The organism is Candidatus Chloroploca asiatica (assembly GCF_002532075.1).
Taxonomy (GTDB): Bacteria; Chloroflexota; Chloroflexia; order Chloroflexales; family Chloroflexaceae; genus Chloroploca; species Chloroploca asiatica.
Genome location: NZ_LYXE01000170.1, coordinates 31,528 through 46,959 on the forward strand (window position 1 = coordinate 31,528; position 15,432 = coordinate 46,959).

Below are 15,432 nucleotides of genomic sequence, written 5' to 3' on the forward strand. Positions count from 1 at the left end.
CTTATCATGCAAGCTCACGTGCCGCAGCCGCATCAAGCATCCACGTCACCCGCCCAGCGGGCGGACGCACCAGTTGCGCTGGCAAGCGTTGTGGATCATAAGCACCTTGTAACACCTGACGTACCATCGGGGCTTTGTCGGCCCCGGCCACAAGAAAGATGACCCGACGCGCCCGGTTGAGCGCATGGGCCGTCAAGGTCACACGCGTTGGCGGAGGCTTCGGTGCATCGGTGACGGGCGCAACGAGCGTCTCAGGGCTAGCCTCAAGTTGGGGAAAACCGGGGAAGAGCGACGCCGTGTGTCCATCAGGCCCCATCCCGAGCAACGCAAGATCGATCTGCCCCCCATGGCGCTCAAGCAGCGCTTCGACCTGGTTTTGGTAGACCCGGGCGGCTTCTTCCACCGGATAATAGGTCGCCACCGGAAAGACCTGCTCGGAAGGGATCGGTACATGATCAAGCAGGGTTTGCCGGGTCTGAAAATAGTTGTTTTCGCGATCATGAAAAGGTACGAGCCGCTCGTCGGCCCAGAGGATGCTCAAGGCGTGCCACGGTACTAGGTTGCGCAGGGGAGCCTGACACAACTGGTGGAAGACCCCTGGCGGGGCCGACCCCCCCGACAGCACTACCAGGGCACGGGAACGTTGGGCCAACAGGGCTGCGATCTGACTCGCTGTGGCCGCCTGCGCTTCTTCGACCGTCGGATAGACCAGGATCTCCGGGTTGGTACTCATCATGCCCCCTGTCGGTTCGGCATACCTGCCACGGTTTCAAGCAAACTCCGCGCTTCGTCACGGGCGGCTTCGTGCGGCAAGGCGCGACTGTAGCGATATGAGGCAAGCCAGTAGTTCGCCAGTAACCGTAACCGAGGCAAGCGTATCTGTTCTGCTTCACTTAACGGCATCGTCGCGCAGTAACCGTCGAGCAGACCCTCGCGCCAGGCCGCAGGATAGCTGGCACAGAGGCCCGTCGCTAGGTCAAAAAGACCGTCACCACCAACACACGCCCCCGGTTCGACCAGGGCCTCAAGATGCACATGTGGCCCTGATGTACAGCGGACAGCCCCTGGCCCAAAGTTGCCGTGCATCAAGACGGGATGCTCGCACGTCAGCCGTGGATCATCAAGCAGGCGCGCCACGGCCTCCTGTTCAGCCTCGCTGAAAACTAGGCTATCAGTCGGCGGTGGGGCAAACGTGTGGCCGAGCCGTGCAAGCGTCGCCTGCCAGCGCATCGTTGGCCAGCGCCCATGCTTGTTGGGACGCCACATCCCCGGTGTCGTCACCCGCTGCATCCGCCGCAAGGCGCGCCCCGCCTGACGCCCAACCCCCCGCAAGAGGTGCGGTTCCGTCAGTTCAGCCGCGCTGATCCCGGGGACGTAGGTTTCAAGCGTATACGCAAAGGGCAACAGACTGCGCGAAAGATCCCGCTGGATAATCTGTGGCCCAGGGAGTTGTTGCCCATTCAGGCAGCGCATGAAAAAAATATAGGCGGTCAGATCATCCTCCGGGGCAATCCGCAGGATCAGGTGTTCACTCAAGGTCGAGATCCGTACCAGCAGGTGCGCTTCGGTCTGCCCATAAAAGATAACTTCGCGTGGACGAAGATTCGTCGTGCGGACAACCAGCGTCGTATAGTCACCCAGGTGCGCCAGTGCTTGCCGCCAGGGTTGACTGACCCCTTCGGTCACCGGTGGGACATAATGGTTGAGATAGCTGTAATCGACGCTCCGTGAAATCATGGCATCTGGATTGCTGGTAATACAAAATAGAGCACCCGTCCCGACAGGCGATCAGTCACCCACACTCCTCCGTCGGCATCAACGGCCATCCCACTCGGTCCATTCAGCGAGGCAAGATCAGCCCCTGGCCCACCCCAGCGCAGCAGCGGATCACCCCGCAGGTTGAACGCAAGCACCTGATTCCTAGCCGGTACACTGACAAAAACGGTACTTTCAGCAGTTACGGCAATCGATGGGTCATCATAGGTGTTTTCATTCCACCCGCTGATCCGCCAGGTCACCAGCGGGATGCTGCTCACCCGCCCTGACCCATCCGGCGTAAAGACCTGCACTCGCCCATTCCAGATGTCGGCGACAAAGACATTGCCCCGTGCATCGACGGCCACCCCGGTCGGCTCATTGAACTGGCCGAGCTCACTCCCCGCCCCTCCAAACTGGTAGAGGAAGGTGCCCGTATCATCGGTGACGACAATGCGCCGGTTGCCGGTATCGGCAATATAGACCCTGCCTTCGTTATCAACCGCTATGCCGCGTGGCCCAAAGAAGCCCAGCGGATTGGCCTCGTTGCGTGCCGGGTCGCCATCGGTGATCGTCGCCCGTCGCCCGTCGGCGAGATCGCTCTCACCCGAACCCCAGGTTGTCATAACCTGTCCCTCGGGATTGTATTTGACAACCCGTGCGTTCCAGGTGTCGGCCACGTAGAGGTTGCCCGCGCTGTCTACGGCCACACCACGCGGCTCGTACAACTGGCCCGGTTCGTTGCCAAAACCACCGATGGAGCGGAGCAATTCACCCGTCGCGCTAAAGACGTGGATCTGGTGCCGCCCGGTGTCGGCTACATAGAGGTTGCCATTGGCGTCAACCGCCGCCCCGGTTGGATTGCCACCTTCTAATGGCCCGGCTGCAACCTGCTGTGCAACCAGACGCAACGACGGTGCTGCGCCGGTCGTGCCGCTTCCTATGCCGCTCGCCTCACCAACTCCACCCGCTAGATCCTGCCGCAACCAGAATTCCATCTCGCGTGCGCCTGGCACAAGCGGGTAGGGCAGTTCGCGATAGAGCACATATTTACCCAATGTACCCCAGTTTTCACGCCGGAACGGCCACATCAGCACTTCAAATGGCCCATAGACCTCCGCCGAAATGTCGCGCCCACATCCGCCCCCTTCCGACGTGCCCTCCAGTTCATCCCGTGGTGTCCAGGTACTGTAATAAAAGCGTTTGTACCCCGGACTCTGCGGTGAACACTTGTCCCCTTCGGGGAACCACCAGTTGAAGATGCTCGCCGGACCGTAGGGCTGCACATATGCTTCACTCAATACGTTGCGCACTTCAGTGGTCACATGGGGCTTGTAGAGCATGACCACGGGGGCGAGCACCGTGGTGCCGTCGGGCATCTGCGCCTCGAAGGTGCTCTGCGTCGGATTCGTCTGAAAGTCCTCGCGTTTCGTCCAGGCAACTCGCTGGAAGTCGCGGAAGTACCATTGCAACGGCCACGCCAGCGAACCGTCACCCGACGGCCCGCCACTGTCAACAATGATCGGCATGCTCAAGCCGCCCGTCACATCCTCCGACGTGCGTGAGCCACGGGTCAGATTGATGGCTAGTTCGCGCACATCGGCGACATGCCGCGGCACATCCGGGGCGGTCTGGGTGTAGATCATCGGCTCGATCGGCGTATCTGGATGGGTATAGACCACCAACCAGGTGGCTCGGATTGTATACGCCCCAACCAGTACCACCAGCGTCAACCCCGCGACTGCGGCTACCTGGCGGGCACCAAGGTGATGCGCCAGCGTCAGCAGCCAGTAGATCAGGCCGCCAGCAATCAGTAGGGGCACCAATCCTTGCAAAAAGTTCCGCTGCGCCTCTTGCCCTGCCCCGGTCTCGCCAAGTCGCCACAGCGCAACGCTCACGGCAACCCCGATCAGACTGGTCAGTACCGGGACGAGCCAGATCGTCGCCCACGCGAACGGCCTGCCTTCTCCAGCACCATCCTCGGCAGATGGGGTTGGCCTGGCCGCTTCGATCATCTTCGCAATCACCCATGCCATCAAGAGGTTGCCCGGCAGCGCCATATGCACGACCAGCCACGGCATCTTCTCGCCTGCCCACGAAAAGATGATCAGCGCCGTCCAGAACCAGAAGACGGTCAGCAATGGATAGAGCGGCCACGGTTTGGCCGGTACGACAATGGTCTCCTCAGACGCCGGAACCTGCTCGTCTTCGGCTGAAGCCTCCGGTACCCGCGCTTTGCGGGCGGCAACCAGGCGCTGCGCCACCGCCACAATCATTGCGACCACGGTACCAATGCCAGCCGCGAACGCCAGCGGATCATACAGCGGCAAAAGGATCAGGTAGTAATACCACGGCTGATCACCTCGCGCATACTCTTGCTGGCTGCCCAACCAGTACGCTAAACCCGCATATAACCCATCAAGCGCCCCTCGCATGTAAATAAAGAATGAAGAGTAGAGCACAAGGTAGATCGAAAAAAGGATGCCTAGCGCAATCCAGATCGTCTCACGCCGCTCACGCCACAACTCCTGCAGCCGCGGAATCAAGATGGGCTGTGGCTCCCATAGGCTCTGACAGAGCCAGGCAAGCAGAAAGGCCGTCGCGACCAGAAAGGCTTTTTCACCAAAATAGAGCCCCTGACCAACCGGGATGCGCGGGTTAAAGACCATCAAGACCAGTGCCAGCGCCATGACGCCAAGCAAGAAGAAGTTCAAATAGCGGGCAAAGCGACTCTCGGCTAGCAAGCGCATTAATACAAAGATGCCAAAAATAAAGAAGAGAATGTAGTAGAGTTCATGAGTTGCGACCGCCAGGGCGATTGCCACCGCTGTCAAATAGAGCCACCGGGCCTTGCCGGTGTCAAGCCACCGCAGTGCCCCAATGAACATCCACAGTTCCCAGAGCACCATCAGACCATCGTGGCGTGCAAACCGCGTATAGTAGAGTAAGGCCGGGGTAAACCCGAGCAACAGCGCCGCCACCAGGGCACCCCCACGCCCAACATAGGGCCGGAGCCACCAGGCCGAGGCGACTAGGAAGATGCCAGCTACCGCCATCGGTAGGCGCGCCTGCGCGTCACCATCCCCAAAGAGAAAATAGGCCAGTGCCGTGAAATAGTAGAGTGACGGCCCATGATAGACCGGATCATAACAGTAGGTCGGCGAAATGCGATCAATGCGGGGGCGACCCTCTATCTCCACTCCACTCCAACAATTAAAGCCACCAGCACCCGTATAAAGTCGCCAACTCGACCAGGCATGAATGCTCTCATCGTGGTGCAGCGCCATCCGGTCAAGGCCCCAGAGATGGGCCATCACACTGGCAACGATAATTAGCGTATACGCAACCACTTCCCATCTCACCCGCGCCAAATCAAAAGCACGGGTCAGGGCAAACGGGCGTGGGTTTGGATCAATGGTCTCAACTGCCATGTTCTATCTTGTTCCACCATCAAGCTGTCCACTAAGACCAATTCCGATCTGGTTCGCCAGTTCCGGGCGCACCGCGATGACAAAGTCGCTTGAACCAAGCGCGGCCCCAGGGTCACGGAAGATCAAAAAGCGCCACCAGCGCTCGCCAACCTGGCGATCAAAAGGATTGCGCAACAACTGCCCCACCAGTGAAGCCTGTTCGAGCGGTACGTCCCGCCATCCCGGACCAAGCCGGTAGACCTGATCTTCAGGAAACCACCAGCGCAATGGGTAGCGCTGCACAACAAAACCCTCAAGGAGTGTACGATTCTCTGGGAACCGGTCAAGATTTTCTTGCAATAAGAAGACCGCCATGACCTCGTTGCCCGGTGCCGTGCCCAGTGTTCCCGACACACGTCGCGCATTGCTGAAATTGCGTAGGTACCACGTCCAGACGGTCTCATTATCATAGATCACCGGCATCGCCAGGCCGCGGCCACGGCGTATCGACGCCTCTTCGACCCGCCGAACGACCCGCATGACATCAGGCGATGTTTGGGTATAAACCATCGGCTCGCGGGGCACATCCCCATTGACATAGACCAGACGCACGGTGCTACGCACAGTATACACGCTAAGCGCGAGCACGACGCATGTCACTAGCATCCCGGTTGCCGCCCGACTGCCCCACCGCAAACCGATGCCAACCGTGAGCAACGCAATCAAGACAAGCGTCGCCGCCACGACCATCCACGGATAGAGGCGCGCCTCTTCGCCGTAGGTTACGACCATGGTCATCAGGGTAAAGCCAAGTCCACTAATCGCCGTAAAGAGTGCTCCGTAGATCACCCAGGCCGGGCGCGGGGCCACCGTCGGCAGTGGCGCGTCGGTCGTTGGGCGCGCGTGGCGCCCCCAGACCAGTTGTTGCACCGTCCAGCCCGCCAGCAGGGTAAAGGGCAGCGTGATATGGATCGTCAGCCACGGCATCTTCTCGCCAGCCCAGGTATACATGCCCAGGGACGCCAGTGACCACCAGGCCACCAGCAGTACCGCAAAATTGACCGGCGTTACCGCCTGTGTCTCATCCACCCCGCGCACATGTTGGACCAGCCAGATCCCCACCAGTATCAGCCCAATACCCCCAAAGATCAGCAGCAACGGCTCGTACACACCAAGCAAAAAGAGGTAATAGTGCCCCGGTTGACCCCCGCGCTCAACATTATGCTGGGCCAACCAGTAGAGCAATGAACCAGCCACCCCGCTGATCGCCCCGAGGATATTCGTGAAGAAAGCGGTGAAGCCAACCAGATAAATCGCGACAAAAAGCAGCAATGGAGGCAACCAGCGTCGCTCGCCCCCGAGACTCGCAAAGACCTGCGCCGCCGGAGCCTCCTGCGCATAGGCAAGCTCCCAGGGTGTTTGTCCATCAACCCCAGGCCGCCGCCAGATCAGATAGATCAGCGTACTCAACGTCGCTAAGCCCAACCCCGTTGCCAGCACTACCGCCGGATGGGCAAAAAAGCGTAGCAACTCACCGACATAGATCACCAGATTAGCAAAGAGGCCTCGCCCACCGCTCGCATCATCACGGTTGCGCACCAGCAACGCATATCCATTATCGTCGGTTGGCAGCGGGGGCCACCCAAAAAGACCAGGGCGCTCAATCTGCATCGCCCCGGTCTCTGGATCGCGAATGGCATGATGGCCCCCATCAACCAGTGCCCGCCCCGGCACAACAAAAATCAGGGCCGCCACCACCACCCCAAGCAACGCAACCAGGGCAATTCCGGGCCGATAGACCTGCCACAGAAACACGACGGTAAGCGGGGCTAGCATGATCAGCAAAAAGAGATAACTCGACTCGTGATTGATGAACATTAACCCGAACGCAGCCGCGCCAACCATCAACCAGCGGAACTGTCGCGTACTCACATAACGCACAATCCCTACAAAGACCAGGATCTCGCACAGCACCGAATAAATGTCGTGGCGAAAGAAACGCCCCACATAGAGCGACACTGGCGATACGAGCAGATAGACTGCCGCCAGCAATGCGGCTGGACGCCCAAGTTCACGGCGCAAGAGATATGGCGTCAGTGTCAGTGCTGTCCCAGCCAGAGCCGGCATCAAACGTGCGGTGAAATCATTATCTCCAAAGAGAAAATAGCCGATGGCCCCTAGATAATAGAGCAACGGCCCGTGCAGCAATGGATCGTGAATATACCCCCGTCCAACCAGCAGAAACCACGAATATGACGCATGCAACGTCTCATCGTGATGCAGCGCTCGATCCCCGAGTGCCCACACATGTGCGAACAGAGCGACTACCCCAAGCAGGAGATAGGCCAGATGCTCTCCCGTCAACAACCAGGGGCCAGCACGCTCGGCAGACGCAGCTAGTGACGGGGTGGCAGTTGCGTGTCGTGGCAGATCAACACTGGTCATCGCACCTCAAATCAAGCTCAAATGCAAGACAATAATCTGTGGGCATTGTACACGAGTCAACCTGCCTGGGCAACCAGAATCGCTTCAACCATAGATCATGGTACAATAAGATGTTGAGCTCCCAGGGGGATGGGGCCTGCGCCCCTAAATATAGCTCCCAAAAACTCACGTTGTGCTGGCACGCAGCCAGCGCGGCTGGCTGCGTGCCAGCACAAACATAAACTCAGGAGCCTTATGCGCCGTACCGATATCCGTAACATTGCGATCATTGCCCACGTTGATCATGGCAAAACAACTCTAGTTGATGCTATGCTCAAGCAGAGCCACATTTTCCGTGAGAATCAGACCGTCGAAGCCCGGGTCATGGACTCGAATGCTATTGAGCGTGAACGTGGCATCACGATTCTTTCGAAAACAACCGCCGTCAGCTACCGTGGTACCAAGATTAATATTGTTGACACCCCCGGCCATGCCGATTTCGGCGGCGAGGTCGAGCGGGTGATGAATATGGTTGATGGCGTGCTCTTGCTGGTTGATGCCGTTGATGGCCCGATGCCCCAGACAAAATTTGTCTTGCGTAAGGCGCTGCAGGCTGGTCACCGCGCGATTGTGGTGGTCAATAAGATTGATCGCCCTCAGTCACGCCCCAACTGGGTCGTCAATGCTACCTTTGATCTCTTTGTTGATCTCGGTGCCAGCGATGAGCAGGCCGAGTTTGCGACGATCTTTACCAATGCCCTCCTCGGCCACGCGGCTCGCTCGCCTCTCAAACTCCACGATTCGCTTGAGCCGCTCTTCGAGGCCATCATTGATCGTATCCCTGCCCCCGATGTGGATGCCCACGGCCCTGCCCAGTTCCTCGTGACGACAAGTTCGTATGATGAGTATAAGGGCAAAATCGTTACCGGGCGCCTCTATCGCGGTACGCTGAATCGCGGCCAGCCGTTGGTGCGCATTGACCGCACCGGGGCGCAGTTCCCCGCCAAGATTAGCCAACTCTTTGTCTACAATGGCCTGCAACGCCACGATGCCGAGAGTGTCCAGGCCGGCGATATTATCGCCCTCGCTGGTGTCGGTGATGCCAATATCGGCGATACGATCGCTGATGCCCTCCAACCCGAGCCCCTGCCAACCATCAATGTTGAAGAGCCGACGGTGCGTATGACCTTTGGCGTCAATACCAGTCCCTTCGCTGGGCGCGAAGGTACCTTTGTGACGTCCCGCAAGCTCCGCGAACGCCTCTATCAAGAGACCGAGCGCGATGTGGCCCTCAAGGTCGCCGATACGGGAAGTGCCGATGTCTTTCTCGTCAGTGGCCGCGGCGAGTTGCACCTCGGTATTCTCATCGAAAACATGCGCCGCGAAGGCTATGAGTTCCAGGTCTCGAAGCCCGAAGTTATTTTTCAAGAAGATGAGCACGGGGTCTCCCTTGAACCAATGGAATTGGTCGAGATTGAGGTCGGGAGTGATTATCAGGGGGTTGTCGTCGAGTTGCTCGGGAAACGCCAGGGCGAGATGCGTGATATGCACGTCCGTGACGATGGGAGCGTCCATTATGTCTATGTTGTGCCCACCCGTGGCTTGCTCGGGTTTCGCCAACTCTTCCTCACCGCAACCCGGGGCACCGGCATCCTCAATAGTCTCTTTTATGCCTATGAACCTGTCAGCGGTGAGATCAATGCCCGCGAAAATGGCTCCCTGATTGCCTCAGAGACCGGCAAAGTCTCGACCTATGGCCTTAATCAGGTGCAGGATCGCGGTACCTTTTTCGTCACCCCCGGCCAGGATGTCTACGAAGGTATGGTGGTCGGCCAACATATTCGCGATGTTGACCTCGAAGTCAATGTCTGCAAAGAAAAACATCTTACCAATATCCGCAATAATAAAGGGGCCGAAAATGTTCGCCTCGATGCGGCGCGTACCCTGTCTCTCGATGATGCCGTTGAATACATCGGCGACGATGAACTCGTTGAAGTGACCCCGCAAGGCTGGCGCATCCGTAAAAAATTGCTCAGCTCCGATGACCGCCGCCGCGAAAAGAAAAAACGCGACCTCGCCCTCGCCTAGATGATGTTGCCGATAACCCAGCTACCCGGCTTGGCCGGTTGGCTGGGTTATCTAAAAATACTCATCAATTTCTCATCTTTCCCTAAGCCCTTTCTTACCCCCGTATCCCATAATGGATTCTTGACGTTCCCTCCCAGGGAGGTATGTGCCCTGTCTTGCGCATCCCTCCAGCCGGTTCCTTCGTCTTATTCTATCGGAACCACCGTGTCTTTCTGGTGTCAACCACCGACTCGCAGCGTCGGTGTTTCGACAAAAGAGAGGGGAGACCAATGACAAATTCTGCTTACAACAGCCCTTTGGCGGCTGATTCGATTATTCTGTATCTGAACGAGATTGGCGATGAGCCATTGTTGACCTTTGGGCAAGAGCAAGATCTTGCCCGTTTGATGCAAGAAGGCCACGAGGCACGCCACCGGCTTGACCATCTTGACCATGAGACCCAACCGTTGACCCTGACCGAACGGCAGCAACTCGAGGCGCGGGTGCTTGCCGGTGAACGCGCCCGTGCTCAGTTGATCCATTCGAATTTGCGCCTCGTTGTGAGCATTGCCCGTCGTTATCAGGGCCATGGGCTGAGTCTCCTCGATCTTATTCAAGAGGGTAGCCTTGGCCTCATGCGGGCTGTGGATAAGTTTGATCCGACCCGCGGACTCAAGTTTTCGACCTACGCAACCTACTGGATCCGCCAGAGCGTCGGGCGAGCAATTGCCGATCAGGGGCGAACCGTTCGCCTGCCGGTGCATCTCGGTGAACGGCTGTCGCGCCTCGCCCGCATGCGCCAACAGTTGACCCAGATGCTCGATCGCGATCCGACTTGTGAAGAATTGGCCGAGGCTCTCGGTCTGACGCCTGAACAGGTCACGAAAGCTGAACAGGCCGCGCTTGTTCCCGCTTCGCTTGATGAACCACATACCGATGACGGCACTGGCTCGCTGGCCGAGGTTATCTCTGATCCGCTGCAACCATCTCCGCTCGATCAGATTAGCCATGGGTTGCTTCGCCAGGATCTCAGCGAGGCTCTGGCGCTGCTCACGCCACGCGAACGCAATATTCTGCAGCTGCGCTATGGGCTCAGTGGCGAGCTCGCTATGACGCTGGAGCAGATTGGACGCCGCCTCGGCCTTACCCGCGAACGGGTTCGCCAGCTCGAAAGCGAGGCTCTCCGCAAGCTCCGCGATCCAATGCTGGGCCGCCGCCTCCACGGCTATTTCGAGGAACGCGAGTAATTTGCGTATGTTGCCTAGCTCATGCCCCCAACCGACTTTGCCGGTTGGGGGCATGAGCTAGGCATGGCTTTTCAGTTCATTACTTCTTTATTACGCTTTTGCAGCCTCCCCTGGCGTACAATGCATTTGTACGGACACGGCGATGCCGTGTCCCTAATACGCCACAGGGGAGGTTGCGATGACGTCACTGATCTCAGCCCTCGTTTGTCTTGTCGCGCCGTTCGCTGTCTTGATGCTGAGCCTGGTCTGGTGGAGCAAGCAACGCCGCCAGGCCCGGGCCGAGCAGCCGTTTGATCTTGCGACCTTCAGCCAGTTTGACCGTCTGGTCGCGCGCTGGCAAACACAAGGCCAGATTACCGAGCAAGAGGCTGAGCGTGTGCGTGCGTTGCTTGCTGCTGAAGTCGCCCTCCTTACCCGTCAACCAGAGGTTGCCCCGGCCCAGGGGCAGCAAGGTATGGGGGAGCATGCCGCCCCAGTGGCACCAGATCTCGTTCCGCCCGCCGCCACGGACGATCCATCTGCACTTGCACCAGCGCCGCTGCCCGCAGCGCCACTCCTCGCCGAGGCCTTGCTACAGCCTCCACTCGCCAATGCAGATGTTCCTCCCCCTCCCCTTGCTGCTGTCGCGAACGAGTCGGCGGCTGAAGTCAGCCTTGTCCCTGCGCCAACGCCACCCCTCAGTAGTGCGCCAACGCCGGTCGCTCCACCGGTGCCCCGTACGACACGCCGCTCGGTCCGCGCAGCCCTCCTTGCCCTCGGCACGAGGCGCATGCTGCTCTTCCTCGGCACCTTCTTGCTCTTGATGTCGAGCCTCACCCTCATCATTTTTAACTGGGCCGTCTTGCCGCCGCTGGCCCAGTTGACGATTATCGCAGGTACAACCGGGCTGATCTGGGCCGGTGGGGCCTGGATGACGAGCAAACCCGATCTCGCCACCGCCGGGCAGAATCTACAGCTTGTCGCTGCCCTGCTCCTTCCTGTCGTCGGGTTTGCCCTGAGCCGCCCCGGCCTCCTTGAACTCGCTCCCCGTCAGGCATGGTTGTTCACCGCTGTCATCAGTCTCATCGGCTATCTGGTGGCCGCCCAAAGGACAGGCCGAGCCTTTTATAGCGGGGCTGCCGTTGTTGCTGCAGCCAATCTCTTGCCCGCCTCGCTCGGTCAGTTGGCTCTCGGGTGGCAACTCTTTCCGATCTTGGTGCTGCTGACCGCCGTCTTGCCGCTCGCACACCGCCTCGCTCAATCCAGTGTACCTCGGTTAGGTTTCGGTGCGCGCATCGTCGCCCTTTTCGGCGCACCCCTCTGCCTCGCGCTGATCGCCCTAGTCGATCTTGGCATCTCCGGTGAGCCCTTTGCGCTCGCGGCGTCACTCGCGGCAGGCGCGTTGTTCGCCGGGGTTGCGCATCGCACCGAGCAGCGTGAGCCCTGGCTCTGGGCTGCGGTGTTGCTGCCCATTGCGGCACTGCGCGTCACTTTGATGGCGCTGAACGCTGACCTTGCGATCAATGCATTGAGCTTTGGTCTGGCATCCCTCGTCTATCTCGGGCTCAGTGTGGCTGGGGCGCAACGTTTGCCCCCACTCGCACGGCCAGGGTTCGCTGGTGCTATTGTGCTGGTGCTCCTGACCTTGCCGTTGGCCTTGATCAGCCTTGACGCAACGCGCCTCGCTTTGCCTCCCCTGATTATCTTTGGCCTCGCCTTTGTGATCCTGGTCGAGCGTGGTTCGTTTGCGTGGCTTGGCACGCAGGTATCATTGTTCAGCACCGCGAGCCTGGCAAGTGCCGGGGTGCTGCTCTTTGTCTGGCTTGGGGTGCTGATCAATGATCGCTTGAATGACCTCAACGCTACGTCGCTCTACCTGTTGCCCCTGGCGGCCCTCTTTTTTGCTAGTGCCCGCTGGTGGCCCGGGCGGCTTCGTCAAGCTTACGATTACACCATGCAAGGGTTGGCGCTGCTTGTTACCTTGATAGCCGGTCAACCGACGCTGATGAGCGACGAACATCGCCTGGCTGCCGCCCTGCTGCTCGCCGTGATCTTTATGGGCCAGGCTCTGCTCCGTCCGCACGCTGTTTGGGCGGGCGTCGGGTTGGGCATGGTCAGCCTGGCCGTCGCCACCGCGATCGAACGCCTGGTTCCCGTCGTTGATCAGGGTCCCGTCGTTGCGCTCGTTGCCCTTGCGCTGGCCGCACTCTTGAGTCTGGGTGGCGAACGGTTGCGCCTCACCGCCTTCCGCCCTTGGACATGGCCAGGCCTCGGGTGGGCCACTGGCTGGGCGCTGGTTGCCGCCAGTGCTGCCTGGCTCCAATTCTCGCGCTACCCTGGCCTCACTGTTGGCGTCTGGCTCGCCCTGGCTGCGTTGCTCGGTTTGCACACCTATCTCTGGCGGCAACCACGCATTGGCTACCCGGCGGCGCTGTTGCTCGCGAGTGCCGTACTGCTCGCCGCCAGCGAAGGCTTTTTCCTCGCGTGGCAACCTGCGTTTGAGGATCTCGCCTATAGCATCATTGCGCTCACGGTCGCCCTGGCGCTGCTCGGTCAGTTCCTCCGCCGCTTCCGCCCCGCCTATGCGTGGCCCTACGAACGGGTGGCCTTTGTGATGCTGCTCGGTGCGCCCTTGATGGCATGGTTTGATCCCGCCCATCTGAGCCTCACCTGGATTATGCTGACGATGCTCTATTTTGTCGCCCGCTGGCGCTACCGGCTCCAGTGGATGCTCGCGCTGGCTTTTCTCAGCCTCGATCTGGCCGCGCTCACCACGGCGGCCTGGCAATTCCCCGGAGGCGAGCCTGCCGGCGCGGGACTGATGCTGGCCGTGATCGTCGTTGCTCAGGCTCTCTTCAGTGCTTTCATTCATCACCGCCTGCCCACCTGGGGCGACGCCTGGCGCTGGGGCTATCTCGCTGCTATCCCAGGAGCCGCCGGGGCGCTTCAACTCGCTTCGCCAAGCTCTGCGTATCTCGCCGCTGTCGCGGGCCTCTTCGCCCTGCTCGCCGGGGTGCTGGTCTGGCTCGAACGCCAGCACCTGTTGGCCTGGGCCTCGTTGATGCTGCTCGGGGTTAGCCTTGAGGCGCTGCATCGTTTCGCCGGGCTCAGCACCGACATGAGTCTGCTGCTTGGTAGCCTCGAAGCGCTCGCCATTTTTGGGCTTGGCTGGACCTTGCACCTGCGTGCCGCGCAACGCCCGGTGGCTCGCCTCTGGGATGATGCCCTGACGCTTGGTGCTGGCGGGGCGATGCTCTTGCTGCCAATGACCCTGGCAGGACAGACCTGGAGTACCGATGGCAGGTTCATCGGTGCCGCCATCTTCCTGACCGGGCTTGGGATCGGTCTCTTTGGTGGGCGGCTGCGCCAGACCGTGCTGGCCGGGCCAGCGCTCGCGGTCTGGGTCGTCGCTGTACTCGCCGAAGGCACCGTGCGTGTGCCGCTCTTCTGGGCCGATGCAGGCTCACAGCTGTTGCTTGGCCTGGCCTGGCTGATTGCGGCAGCCGCGCTGGCCCGGCGTCTCGGCAGTGCCCTGCGCACCCGGCAACCGCTCGCCGAGGCGAACCTTTTCCATGGCACGATCTACGGGGCCGCCCTCCTCTCCAGCGTACTGGCGCTGGTGGGCACTATCGGGAACGCCGGAACAACCGCGCTCATTAGCCTGGGGCTCGCGCTGCTCACCGCGTTCATTGCGAGTCTTGAACGGCGCGAAGCCGTCGCCTGGGCAAGCCTTGGCCTGGGTGTGCTCGGCGCATGGCTCTGGTTTGCTGCCTACACCAGCTTTGACGAAATCTGGATCGCCGCGTGGCTGATCCTCGGCATGGTGGGCGTGAGTCTGGCAAGCTGGGGGGTGAGCCGCCTGGGGCTGACGGTGTGGCAACGCCCTGGTACCTTTGGCACGCTCGGGATCGGAACTTTGCTTGCCCTGCTGGTCGGCTTTGTCACGAATGCGACCGGTATCCTGCCCCCGCTCACGCTGGCTCTGGTCAACCTGGGACTCTTGCTCGTCACCCTCGCCGTACGCCAGCGCGAACTTGGCTATGCCTATATCGCCGGGGCAAGTTTTGTCGGGGCGATGCTCTGCCAACTTGCCGAATGGGGGTTCCGCGAAGCGCAGTGGTACGTCATTCCGTCAGGGCTCTACCTGCTCGCCCTCGCCGCCGGCCTCCGGCGTTTTCAGGGCCAGCGACGGGTCTCCCAACTCATCGAAACCGTGGCGACGATCCTGCTGCTTGGCGTCACCTTCATCGAAATGATCCGCAACGACGGCAGCCTCTTCACCAGCATCCTGCTCTTTGGTGAATCACTGGCGCTGGCGGGATACGGCGCGCTCACGCGGCTACGGGTACCCTTTGTCGGGGGCATCGGCTTCTTTGTCATCGGCGTCACCTGGATGACGCTCGAAAACGTCCGCTTTGCCAACCAGTGGGTCTTGCTCGGGATCATCGGCCTCTTGATGGTCGTTGCCTATGTCATCCTCGAACGCCACCAGGAACGCCTCGTGCGAACAGGACGCGCGTGGGTTGCCCAGTTACGGAGTTGGAGTTGAA

General features: G+C 60.2%; 7 protein-coding genes. 3 read left to right on the forward strand and 4 right to left on the reverse strand.

Going from position 1 to position 15,432, the window contains the following annotated elements; genetic code table 11:
- Positions 1-4: 4 nt before the first annotated feature.
- The 4 genes from pgl to A9Q02_RS20275 are packed head-to-tail and all read right to left on the reverse strand — an operon-like array spanning position 5 to position 7,610.
- Positions 5-733, reverse strand: a complete 729-nt coding sequence (gene pgl / locus A9Q02_RS20260; protein ID WP_245860781.1) for a 6-phosphogluconolactonase — start codon at positions 731-733, stop codon at positions 5-7.
- The gene (locus tag A9Q02_RS20265) at positions 733-1,737 is read right to left on the reverse strand and encodes an aminoglycoside phosphotransferase family protein (protein ID WP_097654893.1); all 1,005 of its coding nucleotides are present in this window, start codon (positions 1,735-1,737) and stop codon (positions 733-735) included. The genes pgl and A9Q02_RS20265 overlap by 1 nt, the downstream gene beginning before the upstream one ends.
- Positions 1,734-5,186: a flippase activity-associated protein Agl23 gene (locus A9Q02_RS20270; RefSeq protein WP_097654894.1), complete on the reverse strand. Its 3,453-nt coding sequence runs from the start codon at positions 5,184-5,186 to the stop codon at positions 1,734-1,736. The genes A9Q02_RS20265 and A9Q02_RS20270 overlap by 4 nt, the downstream gene beginning before the upstream one ends.
- A 3-nt stretch (positions 5,187-5,189) precedes the next feature.
- Positions 5,190-7,610, reverse strand: a complete 2,421-nt coding sequence (locus tag A9Q02_RS20275; protein ID WP_097654895.1) for a flippase activity-associated protein Agl23 — start codon at positions 7,608-7,610, stop codon at positions 5,190-5,192.
- A 234-nt stretch (positions 7,611-7,844) separates the two neighbouring features.
- On the opposite strand from A9Q02_RS20275, the gene typA reads away from it, so the two are divergent.
- From typA to A9Q02_RS20290, 3 genes are all read left to right on the forward strand, one after another.
- The gene (typA, locus tag A9Q02_RS20280; protein ID WP_097654896.1) at positions 7,845-9,677 is read left to right on the forward strand and encodes a translational GTPase TypA; all 1,833 of its coding nucleotides are present in this window, start codon (positions 7,845-7,847) and stop codon (positions 9,675-9,677) included.
- A gap of 269 nt (positions 9,678-9,946) precedes the next feature.
- Positions 9,947-10,903 (forward strand): sigma-70 family RNA polymerase sigma factor, encoded by a 957-nt coding sequence (locus A9Q02_RS20285; protein WP_097654897.1) that lies wholly within the window; start codon positions 9,947-9,949, stop codon positions 10,901-10,903.
- Between the two features lie 178 nt (positions 10,904-11,081).
- Entirely contained in the window at positions 11,082-15,431 is a 4,350-nt protein-coding gene (locus A9Q02_RS20290) for a class-II aminoacyl-tRNA synthetase family protein (protein WP_097654898.1), read from the forward strand.
- Position 15,432 lies beyond the last annotated feature (1 nt).

Bases quoted from the DNA above. Each gene is read 5' to 3' on its own strand.
- pgl (WP_245860781.1), bottom strand. From the start codon at position 733: ATGAGTACCAACCCGGAGATCCTGGTCTATCCGACGGTCGAAGAAGCG.
- A9Q02_RS20265 (WP_097654893.1), bottom strand. From the start codon at position 1,737: ATGATTTCACGGAGCGTCGATTACAGCTATCTCAACCATTATGTCCCA.
- A9Q02_RS20270 (WP_097654894.1), bottom strand. From the start codon at position 5,186: ATGGCAGTTGAGACCATTGATCCAAACCCACGCCCGTTTGCCCTGACC.
- A9Q02_RS20275 (WP_097654895.1), bottom strand. From the start codon at position 7,610: ATGACCAGTGTTGATCTGCCACGACACGCAACTGCCACCCCGTCACTA.
- typA (WP_097654896.1), top strand. From the start codon at position 7,845: ATGCGCCGTACCGATATCCGTAACATTGCGATCATTGCCCACGTTGAT.
- A9Q02_RS20285 (WP_097654897.1), top strand. From the start codon at position 9,947: ATGACAAATTCTGCTTACAACAGCCCTTTGGCGGCTGATTCGATTATT.
- A9Q02_RS20290 (WP_097654898.1), top strand. From the start codon at position 11,082: ATGACGTCACTGATCTCAGCCCTCGTTTGTCTTGTCGCGCCGTTCGCT.